Source organism: Ancylobacter polymorphus (genome assembly GCF_030813495.1).
Taxonomy (GTDB): Bacteria; Pseudomonadota; Alphaproteobacteria; order Rhizobiales; family Xanthobacteraceae; genus Ancylobacter; species Ancylobacter polymorphus.
Map to the genome: position 1 here is coordinate 66,935 of NZ_JAUSUI010000008.1, position 20,474 is coordinate 87,408.

26 protein-coding genes are annotated in these 20,474 nt (G+C 68.1%); 13 read left to right on the forward strand and 13 right to left on the reverse strand.

Translation table 11 applies throughout. The features are described 5' to 3' along the window. Nucleotides 1–4: 4 nt before the first annotated feature. The 13 genes from J2S75_RS17810 to J2S75_RS17870 form a co-directional block, all read right to left on the reverse strand. Complete coding sequence (locus tag J2S75_RS17810; protein ID WP_307021822.1) at nt 5–406, reverse strand: hypothetical protein; 402 nt, start codon at nt 404–406, stop codon at nt 5–7. Between the two features lie 3 nt (nt 407–409). Then, a complete protein-coding gene (locus J2S75_RS17815; RefSeq protein ID WP_307021824.1) occupies nt 410–1,165 on the reverse strand; it encodes a flagellar biosynthetic protein FliR in 756 nt (251 codons plus the stop codon). Next, nucleotides 1,162–3,246, reverse strand: a complete 2,085-nt coding sequence (gene flhA, locus J2S75_RS17820; RefSeq protein ID WP_307021826.1) for a flagellar biosynthesis protein FlhA — start codon at nt 3,244–3,246, stop codon at nt 1,162–1,164. The genes J2S75_RS17815 and flhA overlap by 4 nt, the downstream gene beginning before the upstream one ends. A 6-nt stretch (nt 3,247–3,252) precedes the next feature. Next, nucleotides 3,253–3,519 carry a flagellar biosynthesis protein FliQ gene (fliQ, locus tag J2S75_RS17825; protein ID WP_307021828.1) on the reverse strand — a complete coding sequence of 89 codons (267 nt, stop codon included), beginning with the start codon at nt 3,517–3,519 and terminating at the stop codon, nt 3,253–3,255. A 3-nt stretch (nt 3,520–3,522) separates the two neighbouring features. Further along, on the reverse strand, nt 3,523–3,918 hold the full coding sequence (gene flgD, locus J2S75_RS17830) for a flagellar hook assembly protein FlgD (protein WP_307021830.1): 396 nt from the start codon (nt 3,916–3,918) through the stop codon (nt 3,523–3,525). A 71-nt stretch (nt 3,919–3,989) separates the two neighbouring features. Next, a complete protein-coding gene (gene flbT, locus J2S75_RS17835; RefSeq protein WP_307021832.1) occupies nt 3,990–4,388 on the reverse strand; it encodes a flagellar biosynthesis repressor FlbT in 399 nt (132 codons plus the stop codon). Nucleotides 4,389–4,397: 9 nt separating this feature from the next. Then, complete coding sequence (flaF, locus tag J2S75_RS17840) at nt 4,398–4,745, reverse strand: flagellar biosynthesis regulator FlaF (protein ID WP_244450424.1); 348 nt, start codon at nt 4,743–4,745, stop codon at nt 4,398–4,400. Nucleotides 4,746–4,761: 16 nt separating this feature from the next. Then, nucleotides 4,762–5,811: a flagellar hook-associated family protein gene (locus J2S75_RS17845; RefSeq protein WP_307021835.1), complete on the reverse strand. Its 1,050-nt coding sequence runs from the start codon at nt 5,809–5,811 to the stop codon at nt 4,762–4,764. A 3-nt stretch (nt 5,812–5,814) separates the two neighbouring features. Next, nucleotides 5,815–7,269 carry a flagellar hook-associated protein FlgK gene (gene flgK / locus J2S75_RS17850; protein ID WP_307021836.1) on the reverse strand — a complete coding sequence of 485 codons (1,455 nt, stop codon included), beginning with the start codon at nt 7,267–7,269 and terminating at the stop codon, nt 5,815–5,817. A gap of 7 nt (nt 7,270–7,276) precedes the next feature. Then, nucleotides 7,277–8,533: a flagellar hook protein FlgE gene (locus J2S75_RS17855; RefSeq protein WP_307021837.1), complete on the reverse strand. Its 1,257-nt coding sequence runs from the start codon at nt 8,531–8,533 to the stop codon at nt 7,277–7,279. A 117-nt stretch (nt 8,534–8,650) separates the two neighbouring features. Next, nucleotides 8,651–9,973, reverse strand: a complete 1,323-nt coding sequence (gene fliI / locus J2S75_RS17860) for a flagellar protein export ATPase FliI (RefSeq protein WP_307021838.1) — start codon at nt 9,971–9,973, stop codon at nt 8,651–8,653. 1 nt (nt 9,974) lies between these two features. Beyond that, the gene (gene flgF / locus J2S75_RS17865) at nt 9,975–10,691 is read right to left on the reverse strand and encodes a flagellar basal-body rod protein FlgF (protein WP_307021839.1); all 717 of its coding nucleotides are present in this window, start codon (nt 10,689–10,691) and stop codon (nt 9,975–9,977) included. A 3-nt stretch (nt 10,692–10,694) separates the two neighbouring features. Further along, nucleotides 10,695–11,462 (reverse strand): DUF1217 domain-containing protein, encoded by a 768-nt coding sequence (locus J2S75_RS17870; protein WP_307021840.1) that lies wholly within the window; start codon nt 11,460–11,462, stop codon nt 10,695–10,697. Nucleotides 11,463–11,600: 138 nt separating this feature from the next. Here J2S75_RS17870 and motA point away from each other — a divergent pair, with 138 nt between their 5' ends. The 13 genes from motA to J2S75_RS17935 all read left to right on the forward strand — a co-directional run bounded on the left by motA (nt 11,601) and on the right by J2S75_RS17935 (nt 20,471). Continuing rightward, the gene (motA, locus tag J2S75_RS17875) at nt 11,601–12,485 is read left to right on the forward strand and encodes a flagellar motor stator protein MotA (protein WP_307021842.1); all 885 of its coding nucleotides are present in this window, start codon (nt 11,601–11,603) and stop codon (nt 12,483–12,485) included. Nucleotides 12,486–12,489: 4 nt separating this feature from the next. Then, on the forward strand, nt 12,490–13,434 hold the full coding sequence (locus tag J2S75_RS17880) for a flagellar motor switch protein FliM (protein WP_307021844.1): 945 nt from the start codon (nt 12,490–12,492) through the stop codon (nt 13,432–13,434). Continuing rightward, on the forward strand, nt 13,415–13,732 hold the full coding sequence (locus J2S75_RS17885) for a hypothetical protein (protein ID WP_307021846.1): 318 nt from the start codon (nt 13,415–13,417) through the stop codon (nt 13,730–13,732). Before J2S75_RS17880 ends, J2S75_RS17885 begins: the two co-directional genes overlap by 20 nt. Continuing rightward, nucleotides 13,729–14,061, forward strand: a complete 333-nt coding sequence (gene fliN / locus J2S75_RS17890; RefSeq protein ID WP_307021848.1) for a flagellar motor switch protein FliN — start codon at nt 13,729–13,731, stop codon at nt 14,059–14,061. Before J2S75_RS17885 ends, fliN begins: the two co-directional genes overlap by 4 nt. A gap of 15 nt (nt 14,062–14,076) precedes the next feature. After that, nucleotides 14,077–15,096 carry a flagellar motor switch protein FliG gene (locus tag J2S75_RS17895; RefSeq protein WP_307021850.1) on the forward strand — a complete coding sequence of 340 codons (1,020 nt, stop codon included), beginning with the start codon at nt 14,077–14,079 and terminating at the stop codon, nt 15,094–15,096. Nucleotides 15,097–15,119: 23 nt separating this feature from the next. Beyond that, nucleotides 15,120–16,196: an EscU/YscU/HrcU family type III secretion system export apparatus switch protein gene (locus J2S75_RS17900; RefSeq protein ID WP_307021853.1), complete on the forward strand. Its 1,077-nt coding sequence runs from the start codon at nt 15,120–15,122 to the stop codon at nt 16,194–16,196. Then, on the forward strand, nt 16,183–16,641 hold the full coding sequence (locus J2S75_RS17905; RefSeq protein ID WP_307021854.1) for a BspJ family T4SS effector nucleomodulin: 459 nt from the start codon (nt 16,183–16,185) through the stop codon (nt 16,639–16,641). Before J2S75_RS17900 ends, J2S75_RS17905 begins: the two co-directional genes overlap by 14 nt. Nucleotides 16,642–16,703: 62 nt before the next feature. Further along, on the forward strand, nt 16,704–17,087 hold the full coding sequence (gene flgB / locus J2S75_RS17910; RefSeq protein WP_307021857.1) for a flagellar basal body rod protein FlgB: 384 nt from the start codon (nt 16,704–16,706) through the stop codon (nt 17,085–17,087). After that, on the forward strand, nt 17,087–17,506 hold the full coding sequence (gene flgC / locus J2S75_RS17915; protein ID WP_307021859.1) for a flagellar basal body rod protein FlgC: 420 nt from the start codon (nt 17,087–17,089) through the stop codon (nt 17,504–17,506). Before flgB ends, flgC begins: the two co-directional genes overlap by 1 nt. After that, nucleotides 17,506–17,823 (forward strand): flagellar hook-basal body complex protein FliE, encoded by a 318-nt coding sequence (gene fliE, locus J2S75_RS17920; protein WP_244450440.1) that lies wholly within the window; start codon nt 17,506–17,508, stop codon nt 17,821–17,823. The genes flgC and fliE overlap by 1 nt, the downstream gene beginning before the upstream one ends. Before the next feature lie 96 nt (nt 17,824–17,919). After that, entirely contained in the window at nt 17,920–18,708 is a 789-nt protein-coding gene (gene flgG / locus J2S75_RS17925; RefSeq protein WP_307021861.1) for a flagellar basal-body rod protein FlgG, read from the forward strand. 15 nt (nt 18,709–18,723) lie between these two features. After that, complete coding sequence (gene flgA, locus J2S75_RS17930; RefSeq protein ID WP_307021864.1) at nt 18,724–19,320, forward strand: flagellar basal body P-ring formation chaperone FlgA; 597 nt, start codon at nt 18,724–18,726, stop codon at nt 19,318–19,320. After that, nucleotides 19,317–20,471, forward strand: a complete 1,155-nt coding sequence (locus J2S75_RS17935; RefSeq protein WP_307021866.1) for a flagellar basal body P-ring protein FlgI — start codon at nt 19,317–19,319, stop codon at nt 20,469–20,471. The genes flgA and J2S75_RS17935 overlap by 4 nt, the downstream gene beginning before the upstream one ends. Nucleotides 20,472–20,474: the final 3 nt, after the last annotated feature.

A 20,474-nucleotide genomic window follows, 5' to 3' on the forward strand; every position in this document is an offset into this window, starting at 1 on the left:
CAGGTCAGGCTGGCGGGAAGCTTGCGCCACTCCGGGCGATGAAAGCCTCGAGCGCGTCGTCGAGATCGGCGCGCTCCCGCAAGGCGTTGGCGTGCGCGGCGGCCTTGCCGGTCAGGCGCTCGGCCCGCTTCAGCCGCATGGCGGCGTCGAGCGCGACCACCTTCTGGCGTGCCACTTCCTGCTGCAGCCGGGCGATCTGCGCGTCGAGCGCGCGCAGGCGCGGGGCGGCGAGGGCGATGACGAAGGAGGGCACGGCCTCGTTGTTGAGCACGGCGAGCACCTCGCCCCGCTCCCGCTGCACCTCGGCCAGCGCCCGCTCCAGCTGGGCGAGCGCGCTTTCGGCGCGCTGGTGCATCTGCCCCTGCACCGATTCGATCCGCCGCGCCTTGCGCAGTGTGGCGACCATGGTTCAGCCTTTCACCAGCCAGGAGGCGAAGGCCTCCAGGAACATGCGCAGCACATCGTCCACCGTCGCATAGAGCAGCAGCAGGCCGCCGGCGGTGATGATGGGCATGGCAATGAAATAGACGGGAATCTGCGGGGTCAGCTTGTTGATGAGGCCGACCGCGAAGTTCACCACCACGGAATAGATGAGGAACGGGCTCGCCAGCCGCAGCGCCAGCAGGAAGGTGTCGGTGAGCCGGTCCACGACCAAAGCGAGCGAGGCGCCGGTCTGGAAGGTGCCGGCCGGCGGCAGCCGCGCATAGGAATCGATGAGCGCGCGCAGGATCTCCCAGTGCTGTTCGGTGGCGAACAGCAGGGCGACGGCGGACAGCGCCATCAGCGTGGCGATTTCCGGCACCTGGCCTTCATCGTCGGCCATCATGCTGGAGGGGGTGGCGAGGCTCAGCGCCTGCGCCGCCGCCGTCATCAGCGTCTGCAGGGCGAGGAAGAAGATGCGCGCCAGCAGGCCGATAATGCCGCCGGTGGCGAGCTCGCCGCCGATCGCCAGCAGGAGCTGGGCCTGCGACAGGCCGACAACGGTGCGGGCGATGCCGTCGCCCAGCAGCGGGGTGAGGGCATAGGAAATGCCCAGCGCCAGGAACAGCCGCACCTTGGCCGGCAGCCGGCTGCTGGAAAAGGCCGGCATCAGCATGAAGCAGGCGCCGATGCGGCAGAAGATGAGGAAGGCCGCGACGAGGGGTGCCTCCGCCGCGCTGTTCACGCGATGGCCCCGAGCGAGGAGATTTCCACCCCGCGGGCGATTTCCACATGCGAGAGCACCGGCAGCGCCGGGAACATGCGCTCGATGATCATCCGCACATAGGGCCGGGCGTCGGGGGCGGTGACGAGGGCGAAGCTGCCGGCGCTGCGCATGCGCTCGCGAATGGCGGTGGAGGCCTCGGTGCCGAACTGCTCGACAAGGCGGGGGTCGATGTCGAACTCCGCCACCTCGCCCTTGGCGTCGCGCTTCAGGCTCTCATGGAAGGTGAGGTCCCATTTGCCGCCAAGCCGCAGCACCTTCAGCACCCCGCCCTCGGAAAGATCGCCGCAAATCTGCTGCGCCATGCGCATGCGCACATGTTCCACCACCTGCTCGGAACGGCGGGCATGCGGCACGATCTCGGCAATGGCTTCGAGGATGAGGTGGAGATTGCGGATCGAGACGCGCTCGGCCAGCAGCAGTTTCAGCACCGCCTGCAGCCCGGAATAGGAAATCTGCGAGGGGCACATATCCTCGATCAGCCGCTTATATTCGGGATCGAGCCGGTCGAGCAGCGCGCGCATGTCCTTGTAGGACAGCAGCTGGGCGAGATTGTTCGACACCACCTCGCTGACATGGGTGAGCATGATGGAGAGCGCGTCGATGGGAATGAAGCCCTCGCGCTTGACCTCGGCGGCATAGGCATCCGACACCCACAGCGCCTTCATGCCGAAGGCCGGCTCGCGGGTCTCGTCGCCGGGCACGTCCGGGCGCGGGCCCTCGCCGATCACCACCAGCGCTTCGCCGATCCGCATCTCATGGCCGGTGATGGCGGTGCCGTGCAGCCGGATCTGGTAGTTCTTGGCCGGCAGGCCGAGCCCTTCCGTCACGCGGATGTCGGGCACCACGAAGCCGTAGCGCTCGGCGAATTTGCGCCGCATCTTGCCGATGCGGTGGGCGAGTTCGGCCGGGTTGCGCAGCACGATGGTGGCGAGCTGCTTGCCGACCACCACCTCGACCTCGGCGGTGCGCAGCGATTCCTTGACCGAATCCTTGGCCTCGGCGGCGGCCTGCTGCTGCGCCTGCGCCGCCCGGGCCTGCTCGGCCTCCTTCTGGCGGGCGAGGTGCTGCGGCACCTTGTAGCCGACAAAGGCCAGGATGGCGCCGAGCGCCGCGAAGGGGATCAGCGGCAGGCCGGGCACCAGCGCCAGGCAGAACATCAGGGCGGCGGCGACATAGAGCGCGCGCGGATAGGCGCCGAGCTGGCCGAGCACCGCCTTTTCCGTGGCGCCGCGCGTGCCGCCCTTCGACACCAGCAGGCCGGCGGCGAGCGAGACGATGAGCGCGGGAATCTGCGAGACCAGCCCGTCGCCGACGGACAGGCGGGTGAAGATGTCCGCCGCTTCGCGCAGCTCCATCCCGTGGCGGGTGACGCCGATGATGATGCCGCCGAAAATGTTGACGGCGATGATGATGAGGCTCGCCACCGCCTCGCCGCGGACGAATTTCGAGGCGCCGTCCATGGAGCCGAAGAAGGAGCTTTCCTCCTCCAGCTCGCTGCGCCGCTTCTGGGCTTCCTTGTCGTCGATGAGGCCGGCATTGAGATCGGCGTCGATCGCCATCTGCTTGCCGGGGATGGCATCGAGGGTGAAGCGCGCGCCGACCTCGGCAATGCGGGTGGCGCCCTTGGTGATGACGAGGAAGTTGACGGTGATCAGGATGACGAAGACGACGATACCGATGACGAAATCGCCGCTCATCACCAGCTGCGAGAAGCCGCTGATGATGTGCCCGGCGGCGTGAACGCCCTCGCCGCCTTCCGCCAGAATGAGGCGCGTGGTGCCGATGCCGAGCGCGAGGCGCAGCAGGGTGGCGATCAGCAGCACGGTGGGGAAGGCGCTGAATTCCAGCGGCTTCTGAATCCACAGCGCCACCATCAGGATCAGCACGGAGAGCGCGATGGACAGCGCCAGCCCCAGATCGATGAGCGGGGCCGGGATCGGCAGGAACAGGATGGTGAGGATGGCGACGATGCCCGCCGCGAAGCCTATGTCGCGCCGTGAGGCGCGCTCAGTGGCGGGGGCGGCGGTCAGGGCGCTCATGATGCATCAGAATCCGGTGCCGATGCGGCCATAGACCTCCTGCGTGAAGGCGAGGATCTGCTGGCCGACGAAGGTGGCGGTGAGTGCGGTGACGATGAGCACCGCGATGATTTTCGGAATGAAGGTGAGGGTGACTTCCTGCACCTGCGTCAGCGCCTGGAACAGGGCGACGCCGATGCCGACCAGCATCGCCGCCGCGACCGCGGGGCCGGACGCGATGATGATGGTCCAGATGGCGGACTGGACGATATCGAGAGCGTCGGCCTCGTTCATCGCTCAGGCGATCCGGATGCCGGAACCGAGGGTGATCTCCCGTCCGTCGGTGAGGGTGGCGACCGGGGCTTCCGAGGTGATGCGCACCGAGGCCACCTGCCCGGTCACGCTGCCATCGGCGCTGGTGACGGTGCGCCCGACGGCGGCATCGGCGATCTGCAGCGCGGAGGAGGTGAGCAGCCGGTCGAGCTTGGCATTGGCCGAGACGCTCTGTTCCACCTGCGAGAAGGAGGCGAGCTGGCCCAGATACTGGGCGCTGTCGATCGGCTTGGTCGGGTCCTGCGTCTTCATCTGGGCGACGAGCAGCTGCAGGAAGGCGCTGTAATCGAGCGTGCTGCCGCCCGACTTGGCCGGCGCGGCCGCGCTTGTGCTGCCACCGAGGGCGTTGATGCTGGTCATGGCGGAACTCCCTTGGGGCCGCGCGCAAGAGGCAGCGGCAGCGTCAGCGGTGGCGCGGCGCGGAAAAAGCTCTAGGCGGCCCGCGGCGCGTCGCAGCCGAGGATGGTCTCCTCGACCAGGAACAGGCGGCGGATGGAGCGCAGCGCGTCGAAATAGCGGCCGGTATCGACGAGATCGCCGATCTGGGTCAGCGCGGCGATCATCGAGTCGGTGCGGAAGGAGACGACGAGCGCGGCGAGCTGCTCGCGGAACAGGCGCTGCGCCTGGCTCATCCGGTGCGGCTCGATCAGCATCATCTGCACCACGAAATAGAGCTGGCGCAGCGGCGTGGTGGTGTCCTCGACCTGGAGCACATGGCTTTCCAGCAGGAAGGCCACGTCATTCATCAGCTCGACGGTCACCCGGCGGTCGACGCGGATGACGGCGCCGTTGAGGAACAGGCGTTCACCGGGCTTGAGCGAAATCTGCATCGCCGCCCCTCACATCAGCCCGTCGCGGATGGAACGGTTGACCTCGATGAGGGCGGCGAAATTGGAGGAGCGCTCCTGAACGATCTGGTCCGCCTCCTTGATCACCCACAGGCCGATGGAGATCAGGTTGCCGCGCAGCTGCTCGGCCAGCTCGTTGTGCGGATCGCTGAGGTCGCGGATGAGGAAGCCCCAGAGCTTCTGGAGATAGAGCACCGCCTCGGCGGCCTCCGGCGAGGACGGGCCGTTGGCCTGGGCGCGCGTCAGCATGTCGATGGCGCGGTCGAGCGCGATGCGTTCCTCGTCCCGGGCTTCGGCAGCGGAATCGCCGAGTATCTCGGCATAGGAGAAGCGGTACATCTTTAGACCTTTCGTCCTAGACGTAGTCCATGATGGACAGTTTAAGTATTCGCGCGGTCAGCGAGTACGACATCTCGACCTGGGTGGTCATGGTGTCGAACCGCGTCTTGGCTTCGGCGGGGTCGACGGCTTCGAGCACGTTGAGGCGGCGATCCGTGGCGTCGATGGCGCTACGCATCAGGGTGTCGGCGGCGGCGATGCGGCTCTGGGCGGAGCCGATCCGGGTCGATATGTCGGTGACGCCGGAAATGGCGCTGCCGAGGAGACCACGGGTCTTGTCGAGCACGGTGTTCAGCGCGTCGCCCTTGAGCCCGGAGCCTCCGAGCGTCGCCATCATGGTGTATGCCATGGCGAGCTTGCGCATGGCTGGCTCATTGGCGCTGGCGCCGACCTCGATCTGGGCGGTGGAGGAGATGGCGGCGCGGCGGTTCTCGCTGCTCGCGTCCGACCAGGTGGCGCTCCAGCCCGGCTCCTCGAAGCTGGCGGCGAAGGTGGTGTCGATGAAGTCGGCGAGGTCGGCGACGGGGATCTGCGCCACGGCCGGGTCCTTCATCGGATCGGCGGGATCGAGCCCGAAGCGGGCGGCGAAGGCCCCTGTTATGGCCGCCTCTGGCCCCTCGTCGAAACCGGCCATCGGCTTGGTGCCGCTGTTGAGCCCGCCGAAGAGATAGCGCCGGCCATCGGTGAGGTTGAGCGTCGAGGTGAGGGCGTCGAGGGCGGAACGGCCCTGCGCCGCCAGCACGCCGGCGCCGCTATTGGCGTCGGAAATGCCGACCATGGCGCTGAGGAAACGGTCGGCCTGGCCGCGAATGTCGTCGAGCGCGGTCTGGGTGCGGTCGAGCACGGCGCCGGTCGAGGCATTGCCGTCGATGAGGCTCTGCAGCGATGTCTGGTCGCGGCGCAAGGTGAGGTTCTCGCCGACCGCCACGCCGAGGTCGCGGCCGATATCGGCACGCCGGCCGGTGGTGAGCTCCTGGCTCGCCTTGGCGAGTTCGTTCTGCAGCCGGGGCAGGGCGGCGCGCGGCGCATTGTTGAGCGTGAGGGTGGAGATGAAGCTGGAATGCATCGCTTACCTCAGAGCCTGGAAGAGCGCGTCATAGAGGCTGCTGACCACGGCAATGAGCTTGGACGAGGCCTGGTAGCTGCGTTCGAGGTCGAGCTGCCGGGCATATTCGTCGTCCATGTTGATGCCGGTGGCGTTGGACAGCGCCGAGGAGGCATGGGCGAGCAGCGCGCTCTCGCTTTCCGTCTCCCGCGCCGCCACTTGCCGCTGGCCTTCCAGCCAGCCGGTGGAGGCGGCGGCGAAATCGGCCATGGTGGAGCGCGCGGGAATGCCGGAGGCGGGGTCGAAATCGCGCACCTCGGCCAGCGCCGCTCCGCTTGCCTGCAGATGGGCGCCGAAGCTCGGCTGGCCGCCCGTATTGACCACATAGGCCGCGCCATTGATGCCGCCGTCGCGCAGCCGGCTCGGGCTGCCGCCCTGCGCGGGATCGACCGCCGGATTGACGGTGAGGCGCGCGGCGAGGCCGGTGGGGCCCGCCGGCAGGTTCGCCGTGCCATCGGTGAACAGGCCGGGCGCATCGGGGGCGCCGCCGCCGGTCTGGTCCTTCTCGGCAAAAGCCTGGGTAAGGCCGAAGGCGAGGGAATCGAGCTGCGTCTCCAGCGTCACGGCGGTGCGGTCGCGCAGTTCGGCGAGGCCGGCGAGCCGGCCGGAGCGCAGCGGCATGGTGGCGTCGGCGCCGGTGACGCTGACGCCATCCACCATCACCGCCTTGCCGGCCATGCCGGCGGCGAGCATCGGCGTGGTGGCGAAACTGACGCTGCGCGGCGTGGTTTCGAACAGGGTGGCGCCGCCATCGGTGTAGAGCACGAGGTCGTTATTGCCGCGCGAGACGGCGGTGACGCCCATTTCCTCGGCGAGGCTGGCGAGCAGCGTGTCGCGCCGGTCCATGGCATCGCTGACATCGCGCCCGGCGCCGGTGCCGCGCACCACCGTGTCGTTCTCGGCGGCGAACTGCTTGAGCAGATCGTTGACCCGCGCCACCGAGCGCGCCATGCCGCTGTCGGCCTCGGAGCGGACGGTACGCACGGTGGCGGCGGCGCTGTTGAGCGTGGTGGCGAGGTCCTGCGCCATGGTGACGGTGCGGGCGCCGAGCGCGGGATCGTCCGGGGCGTTGGCGAACTGGGCGAGCGCGTCGCCAAGCGCGCCAAGGCGTGCCGCCGGCGAATTGTCGCCGGTGACATCGCCCATGCCGGTGCGCAGCCGGTCGAGCCCGTCCAGCACGGCCTGCCGGTCGGCCGCGTTCGAGGTCGCGCCGAGCATGCGCGTATAGAGCGGTCCGTCGCTCGCCCGCGAGACGGTGACGACATAGGCCCCGCCCGTCGCTTCCGTCGTGGTGACGGCGATCTTGCGCGAGGAGCCGGGCTGGCCCGCATTGGCAATGTTGCGGGACGTCGTCTCGATCTGCGTCGAGGTCGCCGCGAGCGAGGCGCGGGCGGTGTTGAAGGCGAGCGACAGGCTCATCGGCGTATCACCGCTTCAGGCTCATCAGCACGTCGAGCAGTTCGGAGCCGGTCTGGAACACCTTGGAGTTGGCGGTGTAGTCGCGCTGGGCGCTGATCATTTCGGTGAGCTCGGACGCCATGTCGACATTCGAACGCTCGGTGGCGCCGGACACCATGGAGCCGAGCCCGCCCTCATTGGCGAAGCCGATCTGCAGCCCGCCCGATTCCCGCGTCGTCTCGAACACATTGCCCGCCTTGGGCGTGAGATTGTCCGGGCTGGTGACGAAGGCGAGGGGGATCTTGTAGAGCGGCGACTTGCGCCCGTTGAGATCGACGGCGGAGACGACGCCGTCCTTGTCGATGGTGACGCTCGACACCGAGCTCGGGGCGTTGCCGTCCACCGTGGCGTTGAGCGGGGTGTAGCGGTCGGCCAGCTGGGTCATGCCGGTGAGGTCGAGCGTCAGCGTCTGGCCGCCCGGCACGTTCAGCGCCATGGTCGGGGCGGAGGTGAGGTTGCCGAGCGCGTCGAAATCCAGCGTCTGGGTGGAGAGCGGGGCGCTGGCATAGGGGAAGCCACCGCCCGCCGCCGCATCGGCACGGTCGAAGGTGGTCATTTCCCACGCGATCGGGCTGTCGCTGGTCTTGGTGAGATAGATGTCGAGCGTGACCTCGCTGCCGAGATTGTCGAAGGTCACCAGCGAGGATTTCTGCGAGTAGGACGAGCCGGCGACGTTGGCCGCCGGGGTGCTGCCCGTCACCGCCGTGTCGGCGGCCGGCAGGTTGGCGGCGAAGGCGCCGGTGCGCGAGGGATTGGCGGCGAGCCGCACATCGGCGACGCGCACGGGCTTCAGCCCGCCGGCGCCGTTCAGCACCACATTGGGATCGCCATTGGTGATGTCGTAGCCCATCAGCGTGAAGCCGGCGGTGTTCACCAGATTGCCGGAGGAGGCATCGACGGTGAAGGAGCCGGCGCGGCTGAGATAGGAGGTGCCGTTGGGATCGGAGACCAGGAAGAACCCGTTGCCCTGGATGCCGAGATCGGTCGCCGAGGTGGAATAGTTGAACGCGCCCTGCTGGCTCACCGCATAGCGCACGCTGGTGTTGACCGCGCCGGAATTATACTCGCCCGGCCCGCTCTGCAGCAGCAGGCTGGAGAATTCGGTGGAGGCGCGCTTGTAGCCGGTGGTGCCCGAATTGGCGATGTTGTCGCCGATGGTGCTCAGCTTGTTGGACTGCGCCGCCATGCCGGACACACCCGTCCGCATCATGCCATAGAGGCTCATTTCATCACTCCTCGGTGTCGTTGCCGCAGTTGACCCTGTCTGGCTTGTGCGAGACTGGCGTGCGCGGCGCCTGGCACGGCCGCGTCTGGCGAGCCGCGCAGGGTTAGCCGCGAATGGCTAGCCTCGTATCGCCTGGGCGAGTTCGGCGAAGGGTTCGCGGCTCGGCGGCGCGTCGGCATATTGCGACAGCGCCTCGTAGATGCGCGGCACCACCTTCACCGCCTGGTCGAGCTCGGGGTCGGCGCCGGGGTGGTAGCCGCCCATCAGCCTGAGGTCGCGCGTGTCCTCGAAGCGGGCGATGAGGCTGCGCAGGCGGCGGATCAGGTCCCGCTCCTCCGGGCTCCAGACGAGATCGGCGAGGCGCGAGACCGAGCGCAGCACATTGACGGCGGGAAAGCGGCCCTGGTCGCCGATCGCGCGGTCGAGCACAATATGGCCGTCCAGCGTGCCGCGCACCGCGTCGGCCACCGGGTCGTTATGGTCGTCGCCATCGACCAGCACCGAGAAGATGGCGGAGATCGCTCCCTTGCCCTCCGGCCCCGGGCCGGCGCGTTCCAAAAGGCGCGGCAGGGTGCTGAACACGCTCGGCGCATAGCCGCGCGCCACCGCCGGCTCGCCCGCCGCCAGCGCCACGTCGCGCGCGGCATGGGCGTAGCGGGTGACGCTGTCGATGATGAGCAGCACCTGCTCGCCCCGATCGCGGAAATATTCCGCCACGGCGAAGCCGGCGCGCGGCGCGAGGCGGCGCATCATCGCGCTCTCGTCGCTGGTGGCCACCACCACGACCGAGCGGTGGCGGTTGGGCGCCAGCGGACCTTCGAGGAATTCGCGCACCTCGCGCCCGCGCTCGCCCACCAGCGCGACCACGATGGTGTCGAAGCCCTCGCAGCGCGCCAGCATGGCGAGAAGGGTGGATTTGCCGACGCCCGAGCCGGCGAAGATGCCGATGCGCTGGCCCTCGACCATGGGGGTGAACAGGTCGATCACCCGCACGCCGGTGCGCAGCGGCTTGTGGATGCGCGCCCGGCTCATCGCTTCCGGCGGATCGGCCTCCAATTCGCGCGCCTCGTCGCCGAGGGTGAGCGGGCCGAGCCCGTCCAGCGGCTGGCCGAGCGCGCCGATCACCCGGCCCTTCCACTCCTCATGCGGGCGGAAGGCGAGGGGGCGGGCGCGATGCGCCGGCGCGCCGAGGCCGATCGGCACCCGCTCGTCGAACGGTTTCACCGTGGCGCCGCCCTCATCGAGCCGCACCACCTCGCCGATCAGATGGCGGCCATTGGCCTCCACCGACACGCAGGCGCCGAGCGTGAGATGGGAGGACAGGCCCGAGACGCGGAAATGCGTCGGCGTGACCTCGCGCACCGTGCCGGAGACGCGCACGAAGGGCAGATCGTCGAGCCCGGATTGAACCGCCGCTTCCAGCCGCGCCAGCGCGTTCATCTCAGGACGGCCCCAGCGTGCGGATGGTCTCCGAGGTCTGGTCCTCGCTCTGCTGCACCGCCTGGGCGGCCATCTCGAAGGTGCGCTGCACGGCGATGAGCCGTGTCATCTCCAGGATCGGGTCGACATTCGAGCCCTCGACATAGCCCTGGCGGATGCCGAGGCTGGAGAAGTCCTGCACCGGCAGGCCGGGGCGGTCGGGGATCACCGCATTGCCCTGGCGCTCCAGCTTCGCCCCCGCCGGCAGGGTGAACAGGCCGAGCGTGCCGACGCGGTTGCCGCCCTGGGTCATCGCGCCGTCGGCGCCGATGCGGATCTCGCCGCCGGCGGGGTCGACAAGCATCGCGGTGCCGCCGGCATCGAGCACCGGCAGGTTGTCGACGGTGAGCAATTCCCCCGTCGGGGCGATATGCAGCCGCCCGTCGCGCGTATAGGCGCGCCCGTTCGGGGTCTGCACCGCGAACCAGGCGTCGCCCTGCGGCGCCACGTCGAGCGGGTTGCCGGTGTAGTTGACGGGTCCGGCGGCGAGCGAGGTGTAGGTCTCGCCCTCGGAGACGAAGGCGACGTCCTGGTCGCCGGCGGTGGAGAGCAGGTGCTCGAACTTGATCGCCTCGGCGCGAAAGCCGGGGGTGCTCATATTGGCGACATTGTTGGCGATGGTCGCCATGCGCCGTTCAGTGGCAAGCTGCGCCGCCAGCGGGACATAAAGGCTCGGCATGGATCAGCCTCCATATTTGAGGTTCAGCAGCGCCATGCCGGTGCGCATGCCGACGCCATTGGCCGGAAACAGCGCCAGCGTCGGCGAGGCGGCGACGCCCTGGTCGGCATCCCAGCGCGCGGTGAAGCGGCGGATCAGCCGGTCGAGCTTGGTCGGGTCCTGCAGATCGGCGAGCTTGAGGCGCTGGGTGACGGCGGAAGCCTGCTTCTCAATGTCGGCGGAGGCCATCGCGGTGGGAAAGCCATAGACGGTCTTCAGCACCTTCCACAGCGCGGGATCGGCGAGCAGCCCGTAGGCCGACTTCACCTTGGGCGCCTCGCGCTGGAAATAAAGCGCGAGCCGCACGCCCTCATTTTCCGCCCCGGCATCGACTTCGAGCTTCTGGCGCACATAGGCGTCGACCACGTCCTGCCGCGCCGCCGGGCGCGTCGTGGTGAGCGGGCCGTAATTGTCGAAGTCGAACGCCTTGGCGAAGGCGGTGAAGCGCTCGTCATTCAGCCGGTTGGCGAAGGATTTGGGGTCGACGATGCCCTCGGTCAGCACCTTGCGCATATAGCCCTTGGCATAGGCCATGTCGCCGAGCCCGAAGGCGTTCATCGCATAGGTGAAGACGCGGGTGTTCTTGAGAAAGGCGTCGACCGTCTTGATCTTCGGGATGGTGGCGAGGAAGTGCTTGGTCTCCAGCGCCACCGAAGGCTCCGCCGCCTTCAGCGAGAGCGTGCGGGTCATGTTGCGCGTGAGCGACTGGAAGGTCGCGAAGGTGGTGGTCATGGCGGTTCCCGGCTCCGGTCCGGTCGCCACCCTGGCGCGGCAAGCTTGCGCCGGGCTTCCGCGCCGTCGGGCCGGGCAGGGCCAGCCTCGCGCAATCTTGCTTGCCTAGACCCTCAGTCAACAACGGAGGGGTCGGCATTGTTCATTCTGATTGGCATCGTCCTGGGGTTTGCCTCGATCGGAGGCGGCTTCGTCGCGATGGGCGGCCATCTCGAAGTGATTTGGCAACCCTTTGAATATGTCATCATTTTCGGCATCGCCTTTGCCACCTTCCTCATCGCCAACCCGATGTCGACCGTCAAGGACACCGGCAAGGCGCTGGGCCAGGCCTTCGCCGGCAAGGCGCCCAAGCGCAAGGATTTCCTCGGCCTGCTCGGCCTGCTCTATGCGCTGATGCGCGAATTGCGCACCCGTCCGCGCAATGAGGTCGAGGGGCACATCGACGACCCCGCCAATTCCGCGCTGTTCCAGCACTTCCCGGACATTCTCAAGGACAAGGAGCTGACGCAGTTCATCTGCGACTATGCGCGGCTCATCGTCATCGGCAATGCCCGCTCGCACGAGATCGAGGGGCTGATGGAACAGGAAATCTCGACCATCAAGAAATACAAGACCAAGCCGGCCGGGGCGCTGAGCACGGTGGCCGAGGGCATGCCGGCCATCGGCATCTGTGCGGCGGTGCTCGGCATCGTCAAGGCAATGGGCGCCATCGACCAGTCGCCGGAAATCCTCGGCCACTATATCGCCTCGGCGCTCGTCGGCACGCTGATCGGCATCTACACCTCCTACGCGATCCTCGGGCCGATGGCGCACTACATCAAGATCATGCGCGAGAAGCAGGTCCAGCCCTTCATTATCGTGAAGCAGTCGCTCATCGCCTACATGAACGGGGCGCTGCCGCAGATCGCGCTCGAACACGGGCGCAAGACCATCTCCTCCTCCGAGCGCCCGAGCATCGACGAGGTCGAGGCGGAAGCCATCTCCAACGTGCCCAACCTCTCGGCCGTTCCTCAGGCAGCCTGATCACATGAACATGCGCGCCACCCCCTCCGCCGGCACGCCGGCCGATATTCGCGACCTCCTGCTCGACGCTGCCGGGCTCTCGCTCGACAAGCTGCCGATGCTGCATGTCATCTTCGACCGCATGGCGACGCTGTGCGCGGAGAGCCTGCGCCAGCTCGCCTCCTCGCAGGCCTATTACTCGCTGAGCCAGGTGGAGAGCGGGCGCATCGGCGACGTGCTCGACAGCTATGAGGGCATGGCGATCGTCGGCGTGTTCCACTCCCCGGAATGGGACAGCCACGTCATTGTCGGTTTCGACCGCGACTTCGTGTTCAGCATGGTCGAGGTGCTGTTCGGCGCCGACGGCTCCGAGCCGCCGGTGGATGACGAGCGCTCCTTCTCCAATATCGAGCTGCGCATCGCCATCGCCCTGTTCGAACAGGTGGCCAAGGCGCTGCAGGGCAGCTTCGCGCTGGTGAGCCAGGTGAGCTTCAAGTTCCAGCGCCAGGAAACCCGCATGGATTTCGCGGTGGTGGGCCGGCGCAACAACCTCGCCATCTGTGCCAAATTCCTGCTGCAGGCGCTCAATCGCGGCGGCGAGATGTTCGTGCTGATCCCGCAGGGCGCGCTCACCCCGCTGCGCCAGCAGCTCGCCAGCACCACGGCCGGCGAATCCTCCCCGCGCGACCCGATCTGGACCAAGCACATACGCGGCGAGGTGCAGCGCACCGAGGTGCGGCTGCGCGCGGTGCTGGAAGAACGCGAGATCACGCTCGGCGACGCCGCGCAGCTGGAAGTCGGGCAGATTCTGCCGCTGCAGGCGACGCCGCGCAGCCGGGTCAAGCTGGAGAGCGTCGAGCAGCCGCTGTTCTGGTGCAGCCTCGGGCAAGCTGAAGGGTCTTATGTGCTGCGTATCGAAGAGGCGGTCGACCTCGATCAGGAGTTCATCGATGACATTCTCCCCCGCTGAGGCGGTGCTGTTCGTGGCGCTCGTGGTGACGAGCGGCTGCGTCGTGCTGATGTATCGCAAGCTCAATGAGCTCTCGACGGTCGGGCGCCACTACCGGCTGGCGCTGCATGACAGCGCCGCGGCGCTGGGCGAGGCGCGCGATGCCGTCGCCCTGCTCAACAATGACAGCCGCGAGCTGATTTCCGCGCTGTGCACGCGCATCGGCGAGGCGGAGGCGCTGGTCGCCCGGCTGGACCGCGCCCGCGCCGAGGCCGCCGCCATTCTCCCCACCCCCGTTAACAAGGACCCGCGCGGATGAGCCACGAAACCTTCGCCCCGGAAGTGCTGTCGGCCAGCGGCACGGTTGAGGAAAGCTTCGGCGGCCGTGGACTCGAATCGCTGCTGCGCGTGCCGGTCACGCTGCAGGTGGTGCTGGGCTCGGCGCACCTGCCGGTGGCGCAGCTGATGAAGCTCGGCCGTGGCGCCATCGTGCCGCTCGACCGCCGCGTCGGCGAGCCGGTCGACATCGTCGTCAATGGCCGCATCATCGCCCGCGGCGAAGTCGTGGTGGTGGACGAGGACAATTCCCGCTTCGGCGTGTCGCTGACCGAGATCGTCGGCGCGTCCGGTGCCGATCTCTCGCGCTGAGACGGTTGAGCGCGCATGTCCGCCGTCACCCGGGTGGCCCGCCCGCTACAGGGTTCCGACCGCGTCGCCGCACTGCTCATGACCATGGGCCGGCCGGTGGCGGCGCGGCTGATGAAGCACTTCCAGCCCGAGGAGATCAAGGCGATCACCCGCGCCATCGCGGAGATGCGCCCGGTATCGACCGCGCAGGTCGAACTCGCCATCGAGGAATTCGCCACCCAGTTCGTCGCCGGGGCGAATGTGGTCGGCTCGCCCAGCGATGTGGAGCGCCTGCTCGACGGGGTCCTGCCCCCCGAGCAGATCTCCGCGATCATGACCGACATTCTCGGCTCGACCAATCACAGCATCTGGGACCGGATTTCCGGCGTTTCCGAGGGCACGATCGCGGCCTATGTGATCAAGGAACACCCGCAGATCGCGGCGCTGGTGCTGTCCAAGGTCAAGCCGTCCTGCGCCGCCAAGGTGCTCGGCCATCTGCCCGAGGCGATGCGCAACGCCGTGATGCGCCGCATGCTCGGCTTCAAGCCGATCGTCGACGAGACGATGCGCATCATCGAGAACACCATCCATGAAGACTTCATGGTGAACCTCGCCCGCAATGCGGGCGCCGACACCCATGCGCGCATCGCCGACATCATCAACAAGATGGAGCGCGACGACATGGAGAACGTCCTCTCCAGCCTCGCGAGCACGCGGCCGAAATCGGCGGAAATCCTCAAGGGGCTGCTGTTCACCTTCGACGACATCATCTCGCTGCCGCCGCGCGCCCGCACGGCGCTGTTCGACCAGGTGCCGAACGACCGCACGGTGATGGCGCTGAAGGGCACGGACGCGCAGTTCCGCGAGGTCATCCTGCAGTCGCTCGGCTCGCGCGTGCGGCGCATGGTCGAGCAGGAGCTGATGAGCAGCGAGCCGGCCTCGCACCGCGACGTGCACGAGGCCCGCCGCGCCATTACCGACATGGCGCTGGAAATGGCCGGGCGCGGCGAGATCGAGCTCAACGCCGGCGGCGAGGACGAAGCCTATGTGCGCTAGGTCAGGCCACCCCGGGGGCCGCCATGTCCGAGGATAATGACAAGGAGAGCAAAACCGAGGAGGCGAGCGAGAAGAAGATCGCCGACGCGCTGGAAAAGGGACAGGTTCCGTTTTCGCGCGAAGCCCCGCTCTTCGCCTCGCTGCTCGGCATTCTCGTCAGCCTGTCTTTCTTCGCCGGCCCGCAGGTCACGCTGCTGACCGAGGGGATGGCGCGGCTGATCGACAATCCCGGCGGCTTCCGCATCGCCGGCAGCGAGGACGCGCTGGAGCTGTTCTGGCTCGCCTTCGGCCTTGCCGCCCGCTTCCTGCTGCCGATCGCGCTGGTGCTCGCCGCCTTCGGCCTCGTCGCCTCGCTGGCGCAGAACATGCCGCGTTTCGTCGGCGAGCGCATCCGCCCGCAATGGTCGCGCGTCTCGCCGGCCTCCGGCTTCACCCGCATCTTCGGCCGGCACGGCCAGGTCGAATTCCTGAAATCGCTGTTCAAGTTCGGCGCCGTCGCGGCGATCTGCGTCATGCTGCTGCTCTCCGCCAAGGACAGCATCATGGGCGCCATGTCGAGCGACCCGACGCTCGTTCCCTCCATGCTGCTCGGCCTTGCGGTGCGGCTGGTCTCCGCCGTCTGCGTCGCCACCATCGCGCTGGTGTGCATCGATCTCGTCTGGTCGCGGCTGAGCTGGCGCGCCGAGCTGCGCATGACCAAACAGGAGGTGAAGGAGGAGTTCAAGCAGGCCGAGGGCGACCCGATCGTCAAGGCGCGCATGCGCTCGCTGGCCAAGGAACGCGCCCGCCACCGCATGATGAGCGCGGTGCCGCGCGCCTCGCTCGTCATCGCCAACCCGACCCATTACGCCATCGCCCTGCATTATGACCGGGTGAAGGGCGGGGCGCCGCTGGTGCTCGCCAAGGGCGTCGACCTGATCGCCCTGAAGATACGCTCCATCGCCGAAACGTCCGGCGTGCCTGTTGTGGAGGACCGCGCGCTGGCGCGGGCGCTCTATGAGGCGGTGGAGGTCGACCAGTGGATTCCGGCGGAGTTCTACCGGCCGGTCGCCAAGATTCTCTTCTTCATCTACTCGCGAGGCCAAAATGCGCGGAAATGAGGGGCCTTGCCGTCTCGACATCGCGAGCCTGCCGGAACTGTCGCTGCTCACCTATGAAAAACGGCTGGCCGAGGCGCTGCGCGGTTTTCTCACCGAGCTGTGCCTGACCAATGCCGGGGTGGTGATGGCCTATATCAACAGCGGCCAGGACAGTAACATCGACGACCTCATCGCCTCCTCGGCCGAGCTTTTCCTCAAGCCGGGCCAGCTCAGCTATGACCGCCATGCGGTGATCGAGAGCGACTGGGGCGCGCCGCCGCATGTTTCCATCGCGCTCAGCTTCCGCCAGCCGGCGATGACGACGGCTTTTCATGTGGTCTTCGACGAGAATTCGGTCGGCGTGCACATCGACGCCATCGAGTTCGCCACCGCGACGGGTTCGGAGAGCGAGAATCTCCGCCGCTTCGAGGCGGCGCTGGCGGCGGCCCGGCTCAGCGAGCACTGAACGCTCCAGCCTCGTGCAAGGTTCTCGTCCTATGGTCCGCGCGTAGGAATGCGGAGACCCCAGTGGACAAGATCTTCCTGTTCGATCTCACCGCCCGCCACGCCGAATGGGCGTCGGTGCGGCAGGCGACGATCGCCGCGAACATCGCCAATGCCAATACGCCGGCCTACCGGGCGGCGGATGTCGAGCCCTTCTCCATGGTGCTCGACCGCACCCATCTGACCCAGGCGCGCACCTCCGTCGGGCATCTCTCTCCGGCAGGTGCCGAGGCGATGCGCGCCGAGGTGAAGCCGGCGGATAGCTGGGAAGTCTCCGAATCCGGCAACACGGTGAGCCTCGACCAGCAGATGGTCAAAGCCGCCGAAACCAGCGGGGCCTTTACGTTGAACACGAGCGTCGTGCGCGCCTTCCACCGCATGGTGCTCGCCAGTGTGAGGAACGCCTGATGATCGATTCCCTGAAGTCCATTTCCACCATCGCCAGTTCCGGCATGGAGGCGCAGTCCACCCGCATGCGGGTGGTGTCCGAGAACATCGCCAATGCCCGTTCCACCGGCTCAACGCCCGGCGCCGATCCCTACCGGCGCAAGACGGTGCATATGGGCGTGCCGGAAGGCATCGGCGCCGGGCCCGGCGTTTCCATCCGCGCCATCGCCACAGACGACACCACGCCTTTCACCATCGAGCACGACCCCGGCAACCCGGCCGCCGATGCCGACGGCAATGTGAAGCTGCCCAATGTGAATGTGCTGATGGAGATGGCGGACCTGCGCGAGGCCGGCCGTTCCTATTCCGCCAATCTCCAGATGATGAAGCAGGCACGCTCGATGATTTCCATGACCATCGACCTGTTGAGGGCCGGCTGATGATGGACGCGCTCAATTCGATCTCCACCCTGCGCGGGGTGGGCGGCACCGCCTCCACGGCGGCCAGCTCCGCCGCCTCGGCGGTTCGGCCGGCGGCGGGCACCGGCTTTTCCGACATGCTGGCCGACATCTCCGGCCAGGCGGTCAGCTCGTTGCAGGGCGCGGAAGCCGCCGCCATCACCGGCCTGCAGGGCAAGGCCTCCGTGCAGCATGTGGTGCAGACCATCATGGCGGCCGAAACCACGCTGCAGACCGCGCTGGCGGTGCGCGACAAGGTGGTCGCCGCCTATCAGGAAATCTCGCGGATGGCGATCTAGCGCCGCCCGCGACACCTCGTTCCGCCCCCTGTTTCCCGCATTCCCGGCGGGCGGCGCCGTCGCCGCGTTGTCCGAGGCTGCCCCGAGGACGCCGACATGAAAGCACTGGCCATCGCCGCCACCGGCATGAGCGCGCAGCAGACCAATGTCGAGGTGATCGCGAACAACATCGCGAACATCAACACGACCGGCTTCAAGCGCGCCCGCGCCGAGTTCTCCGACCTGCTCTACCAGGCCGAGCGCGCCCAGGGCGTGCCCAATGCGGAAGGCGGCCTGCCGATCCCGGAGGGGGCGCTCGTCGGCCTCGGGGTGCGCACGCTCGGGGTGCGCAACCTGCACCAGCAGGGCCCGCTCGCCCAGACCGGCAACCCGCTCGACATGGCAATCAACGGGCGCGGCTGGTTCCAGATCACCGGCCCGACCGGCGAGACGCTCTATACGCGCGCCGGCTCCTTCAGCAAGGGACCGGCCGGCGAACTCGTGACCAATGACGGCTATGTCGTGCAGCCGGCCATCACCTTTCCCGCCGACACCACCGAGATCGTCATCAACGAGACCGGCAACATCTACGCCAAGACCCCGGCGCAGGCGGACCCGCAGCTGCTCGGCCAGCTCAGCCTCGCCAATTTCGCCAATGATGGCGGGCTGGAGCCGATCGGCAACAATCTCTACCGCGAGACCGCCGCTTCGGGCCAGCCGGTCACCGGCGTTGCCGGCGATGCCGGCTTCGGCAAGATTCACCAGGGCTATCTCGAAGGTTCGAATGTCGATCCGGTGAAGGAAATCACCGAGCTCATCACCGCGCAGCGCGCCTATGAGATGAACTCCAAGGTGATCCAGGCCGCCGACGAGATGGCGGCGACGGTTGCCAAGGGCATCCGCTAAACAAGGACATCTGCGATGAATCGGCTGCTGCCGGGGGGCGTGCGCGCCCTCGCCCTTTCCTGCGCCGTTCTGTCGGCCACGCTGCCGGCCTTGGAGCAGGCCCTGGCGCAGGCTCCGGCCACCGCGCGCCAGCGGCCCATCGCCGACACGGTGTCCGGCCTCGACGCGCCGTCCGCGCCGGCCCCGGTTTCGCCCGCGCCGGCGGCCGTCGCCGCGCCGGAGCAGATCAGCCTGCCGGTCGCCGCGACCAATATCGCGCCGGGCGAGACCATCACCGCCGCCATGCTGGGCGAGCGCGCCTTCCCGGTCTCGATGGCGCACCAATACCCGCTGGCGGTCAATCCGGGCCAGCTGGTCGGCAAGGTGGCGCGCCGCCCGCTGGCGGCCGGCAACGCCATTCCCGTCGCCGCCGTCGCGGAGGCGCAGCTGGTGACGCGCGGCGTCGCCACCGAACTGCGCTTCGAGCAGGACGGACTCAGCATCCGCGCGATCGGCGTGCCGCTCGAATCCGGCGCGCTCGGCGCGATGGTGAAGCTGAAGAACGCCGACAGCGGCAAGGTCGTCGCCGGCATCGTGCAGGCCGACGGCTCGGTCAAGGTGACCGCGCCATGATCGGCTGGACACGGCGCTTGCTGAGCGGGCGCGGCCTGTGCGCGCTGCTGCTGGTGCTCGCCTTCGCCCCGGCGGCCGGGGCGGCGACCCGCATCAAGGACATCACCAACGTGCAGGGCGTGCGCGACAACCAGCTGATCGGCTACGGCCTCGTCATCGGGTTGCAGGGTACGGGCGACACGCTGCGCAACTCGCCTTTCACCGAGCAGGCGATGCAGTCCATGCTCGACCGGCTCGGCATCAGCACGCGCGGCGTGCCGCTGCGCTCGCGCAATGTCGCGGCGGTGGCGGTGACCGCCAATCTGCCCTCCTTCGCCGGGGTCGGCGGGCGCATCGATGTCAATGTCGCCTCCCTCGGCGACGCCACCTCGCTCAAGGGTGGCACGCTGCTCATCACCCCGCTGAACAGCGCCGACGGCCAGACCTATGCCGTTGCGCAGGGCCAGCTCGCCGTCACCGGCTATGTCGCCGCCGGCGAGGCCGAGAGCGTGACCCAGGGCGTGCCGACCGCCGCCCGCATCCCCAATGGCGCGCTGGTGGAAAAGCCGGCGCCGGGGGAGCTGGCGGAGCTGCCGCAATTCGTGCTGGAGCTGAACAACCCCGATTTCGCCACCGCCGCCCGGGTGGCCGACGCCATCAATGCCCGCTTCGGCAACAATGTCACCGACAATGGCAAGATCGGCGGCCCGGTGCGACCGACGGCGCTGGCGCGCGACCAGCGCTCCATTGTCGTGCTGCGGCCCCCGCGCATCAGCGCCGCCCGCTTCCTCGCCATGGTCGGCGATCTCGCGGTGCAGACCGACGCGCCCGCCCGCGTGGTCATCGACCAGCGCTCCGGCACGGTGGTGATCGGGCGCAACGTCAAGATCTCCACCGTCGCGGTCACGCAAGGCAATCTCACCGTGCGCGTCACCGAGACGCCGCAGGTCTCCCAGCCCGCGCCGTTCTCCTATGGCGAGACGGTGGTGGTGCCCAATACCGAGGTCCAGGTCGAGCAGGATGGCGGCTATCTCAGCGTGGTGCGAGGCCCCGATCTCGACACCCTCGTGCAAGGTCTGAACCGTATGGGAATGAGGCCGACGGACATCATCTCCGTCCTTCAGGCGATCAAGACAGCCGGCGCCCTGCAAGCCGAGCTGGTCATCCAGTAAGCG

Coding starts and splice junctions, on each gene's coding strand:
- fliN (WP_307021848.1), top strand. CDS start 13,729: ATGAGCCACGAAACCTTCGCCCCGGAAGTGCTGTCGGCCAGCGGCACG.
- J2S75_RS17845 (WP_307021835.1), bottom strand. CDS start 5,811: ATGCATTCCAGCTTCATCTCCACCCTCACGCTCAACAATGCGCCGCGC.
- J2S75_RS17895 (WP_307021850.1), top strand. CDS start 14,077: ATGTCCGCCGTCACCCGGGTGGCCCGCCCGCTACAGGGTTCCGACCGC.
- flhA (WP_307021826.1), bottom strand. CDS start 3,246: ATGAGCGCCCTGACCGCCGCCCCCGCCACTGAGCGCGCCTCACGGCGC.
- fliI (WP_307021838.1), bottom strand. CDS start 9,973: ATGAACGCGCTGGCGCGGCTGGAAGCGGCGGTTCAATCCGGGCTCGAC.
- flgA (WP_307021864.1), top strand. CDS start 18,724: ATGAATCGGCTGCTGCCGGGGGGCGTGCGCGCCCTCGCCCTTTCCTGC.
- fliQ (WP_307021828.1), bottom strand. CDS start 3,519: ATGAACGAGGCCGACGCTCTCGATATCGTCCAGTCCGCCATCTGGACC.
- J2S75_RS17880 (WP_307021844.1), top strand. CDS start 12,490: ATGAACATGCGCGCCACCCCCTCCGCCGGCACGCCGGCCGATATTCGC.
- J2S75_RS17810 (WP_307021822.1), bottom strand. CDS start 406: ATGGTCGCCACACTGCGCAAGGCGCGGCGGATCGAATCGGTGCAGGGG.
- flgG (WP_307021861.1), top strand. CDS start 17,920: ATGAAAGCACTGGCCATCGCCGCCACCGGCATGAGCGCGCAGCAGACC.
- fliE (WP_244450440.1), top strand. CDS start 17,506: ATGATGGACGCGCTCAATTCGATCTCCACCCTGCGCGGGGTGGGCGGC.
- flgF (WP_307021839.1), bottom strand. CDS start 10,691: ATGCCGAGCCTTTATGTCCCGCTGGCGGCGCAGCTTGCCACTGAACGG.
- flgD (WP_307021830.1), bottom strand. CDS start 3,918: ATGACCAGCATCAACGCCCTCGGTGGCAGCACAAGCGCGGCCGCGCCG.
- J2S75_RS17935 (WP_307021866.1), top strand. CDS start 19,317: ATGATCGGCTGGACACGGCGCTTGCTGAGCGGGCGCGGCCTGTGCGCG.
- flbT (WP_307021832.1), bottom strand. CDS start 4,388: ATGCAGATTTCGCTCAAGCCCGGTGAACGCCTGTTCCTCAACGGCGCC.
- flgC (WP_307021859.1), top strand. CDS start 17,087: ATGATCGATTCCCTGAAGTCCATTTCCACCATCGCCAGTTCCGGCATG.
- J2S75_RS17885 (WP_307021846.1), top strand. CDS start 13,415: ATGACATTCTCCCCCGCTGAGGCGGTGCTGTTCGTGGCGCTCGTGGTG.
- J2S75_RS17900 (WP_307021853.1), top strand. CDS start 15,120: ATGTCCGAGGATAATGACAAGGAGAGCAAAACCGAGGAGGCGAGCGAG.
- J2S75_RS17855 (WP_307021837.1), bottom strand. CDS start 8,533: ATGAGCCTCTATGGCATGATGCGGACGGGTGTGTCCGGCATGGCGGCG.
- flaF (WP_244450424.1), bottom strand. CDS start 4,745: ATGTACCGCTTCTCCTATGCCGAGATACTCGGCGATTCCGCTGCCGAA.
- flgK (WP_307021836.1), bottom strand. CDS start 7,269: ATGAGCCTGTCGCTCGCCTTCAACACCGCCCGCGCCTCGCTCGCGGCG.
- J2S75_RS17905 (WP_307021854.1), top strand. CDS start 16,183: ATGCGCGGAAATGAGGGGCCTTGCCGTCTCGACATCGCGAGCCTGCCG.
- J2S75_RS17870 (WP_307021840.1), bottom strand. CDS start 11,462: ATGACCACCACCTTCGCGACCTTCCAGTCGCTCACGCGCAACATGACC.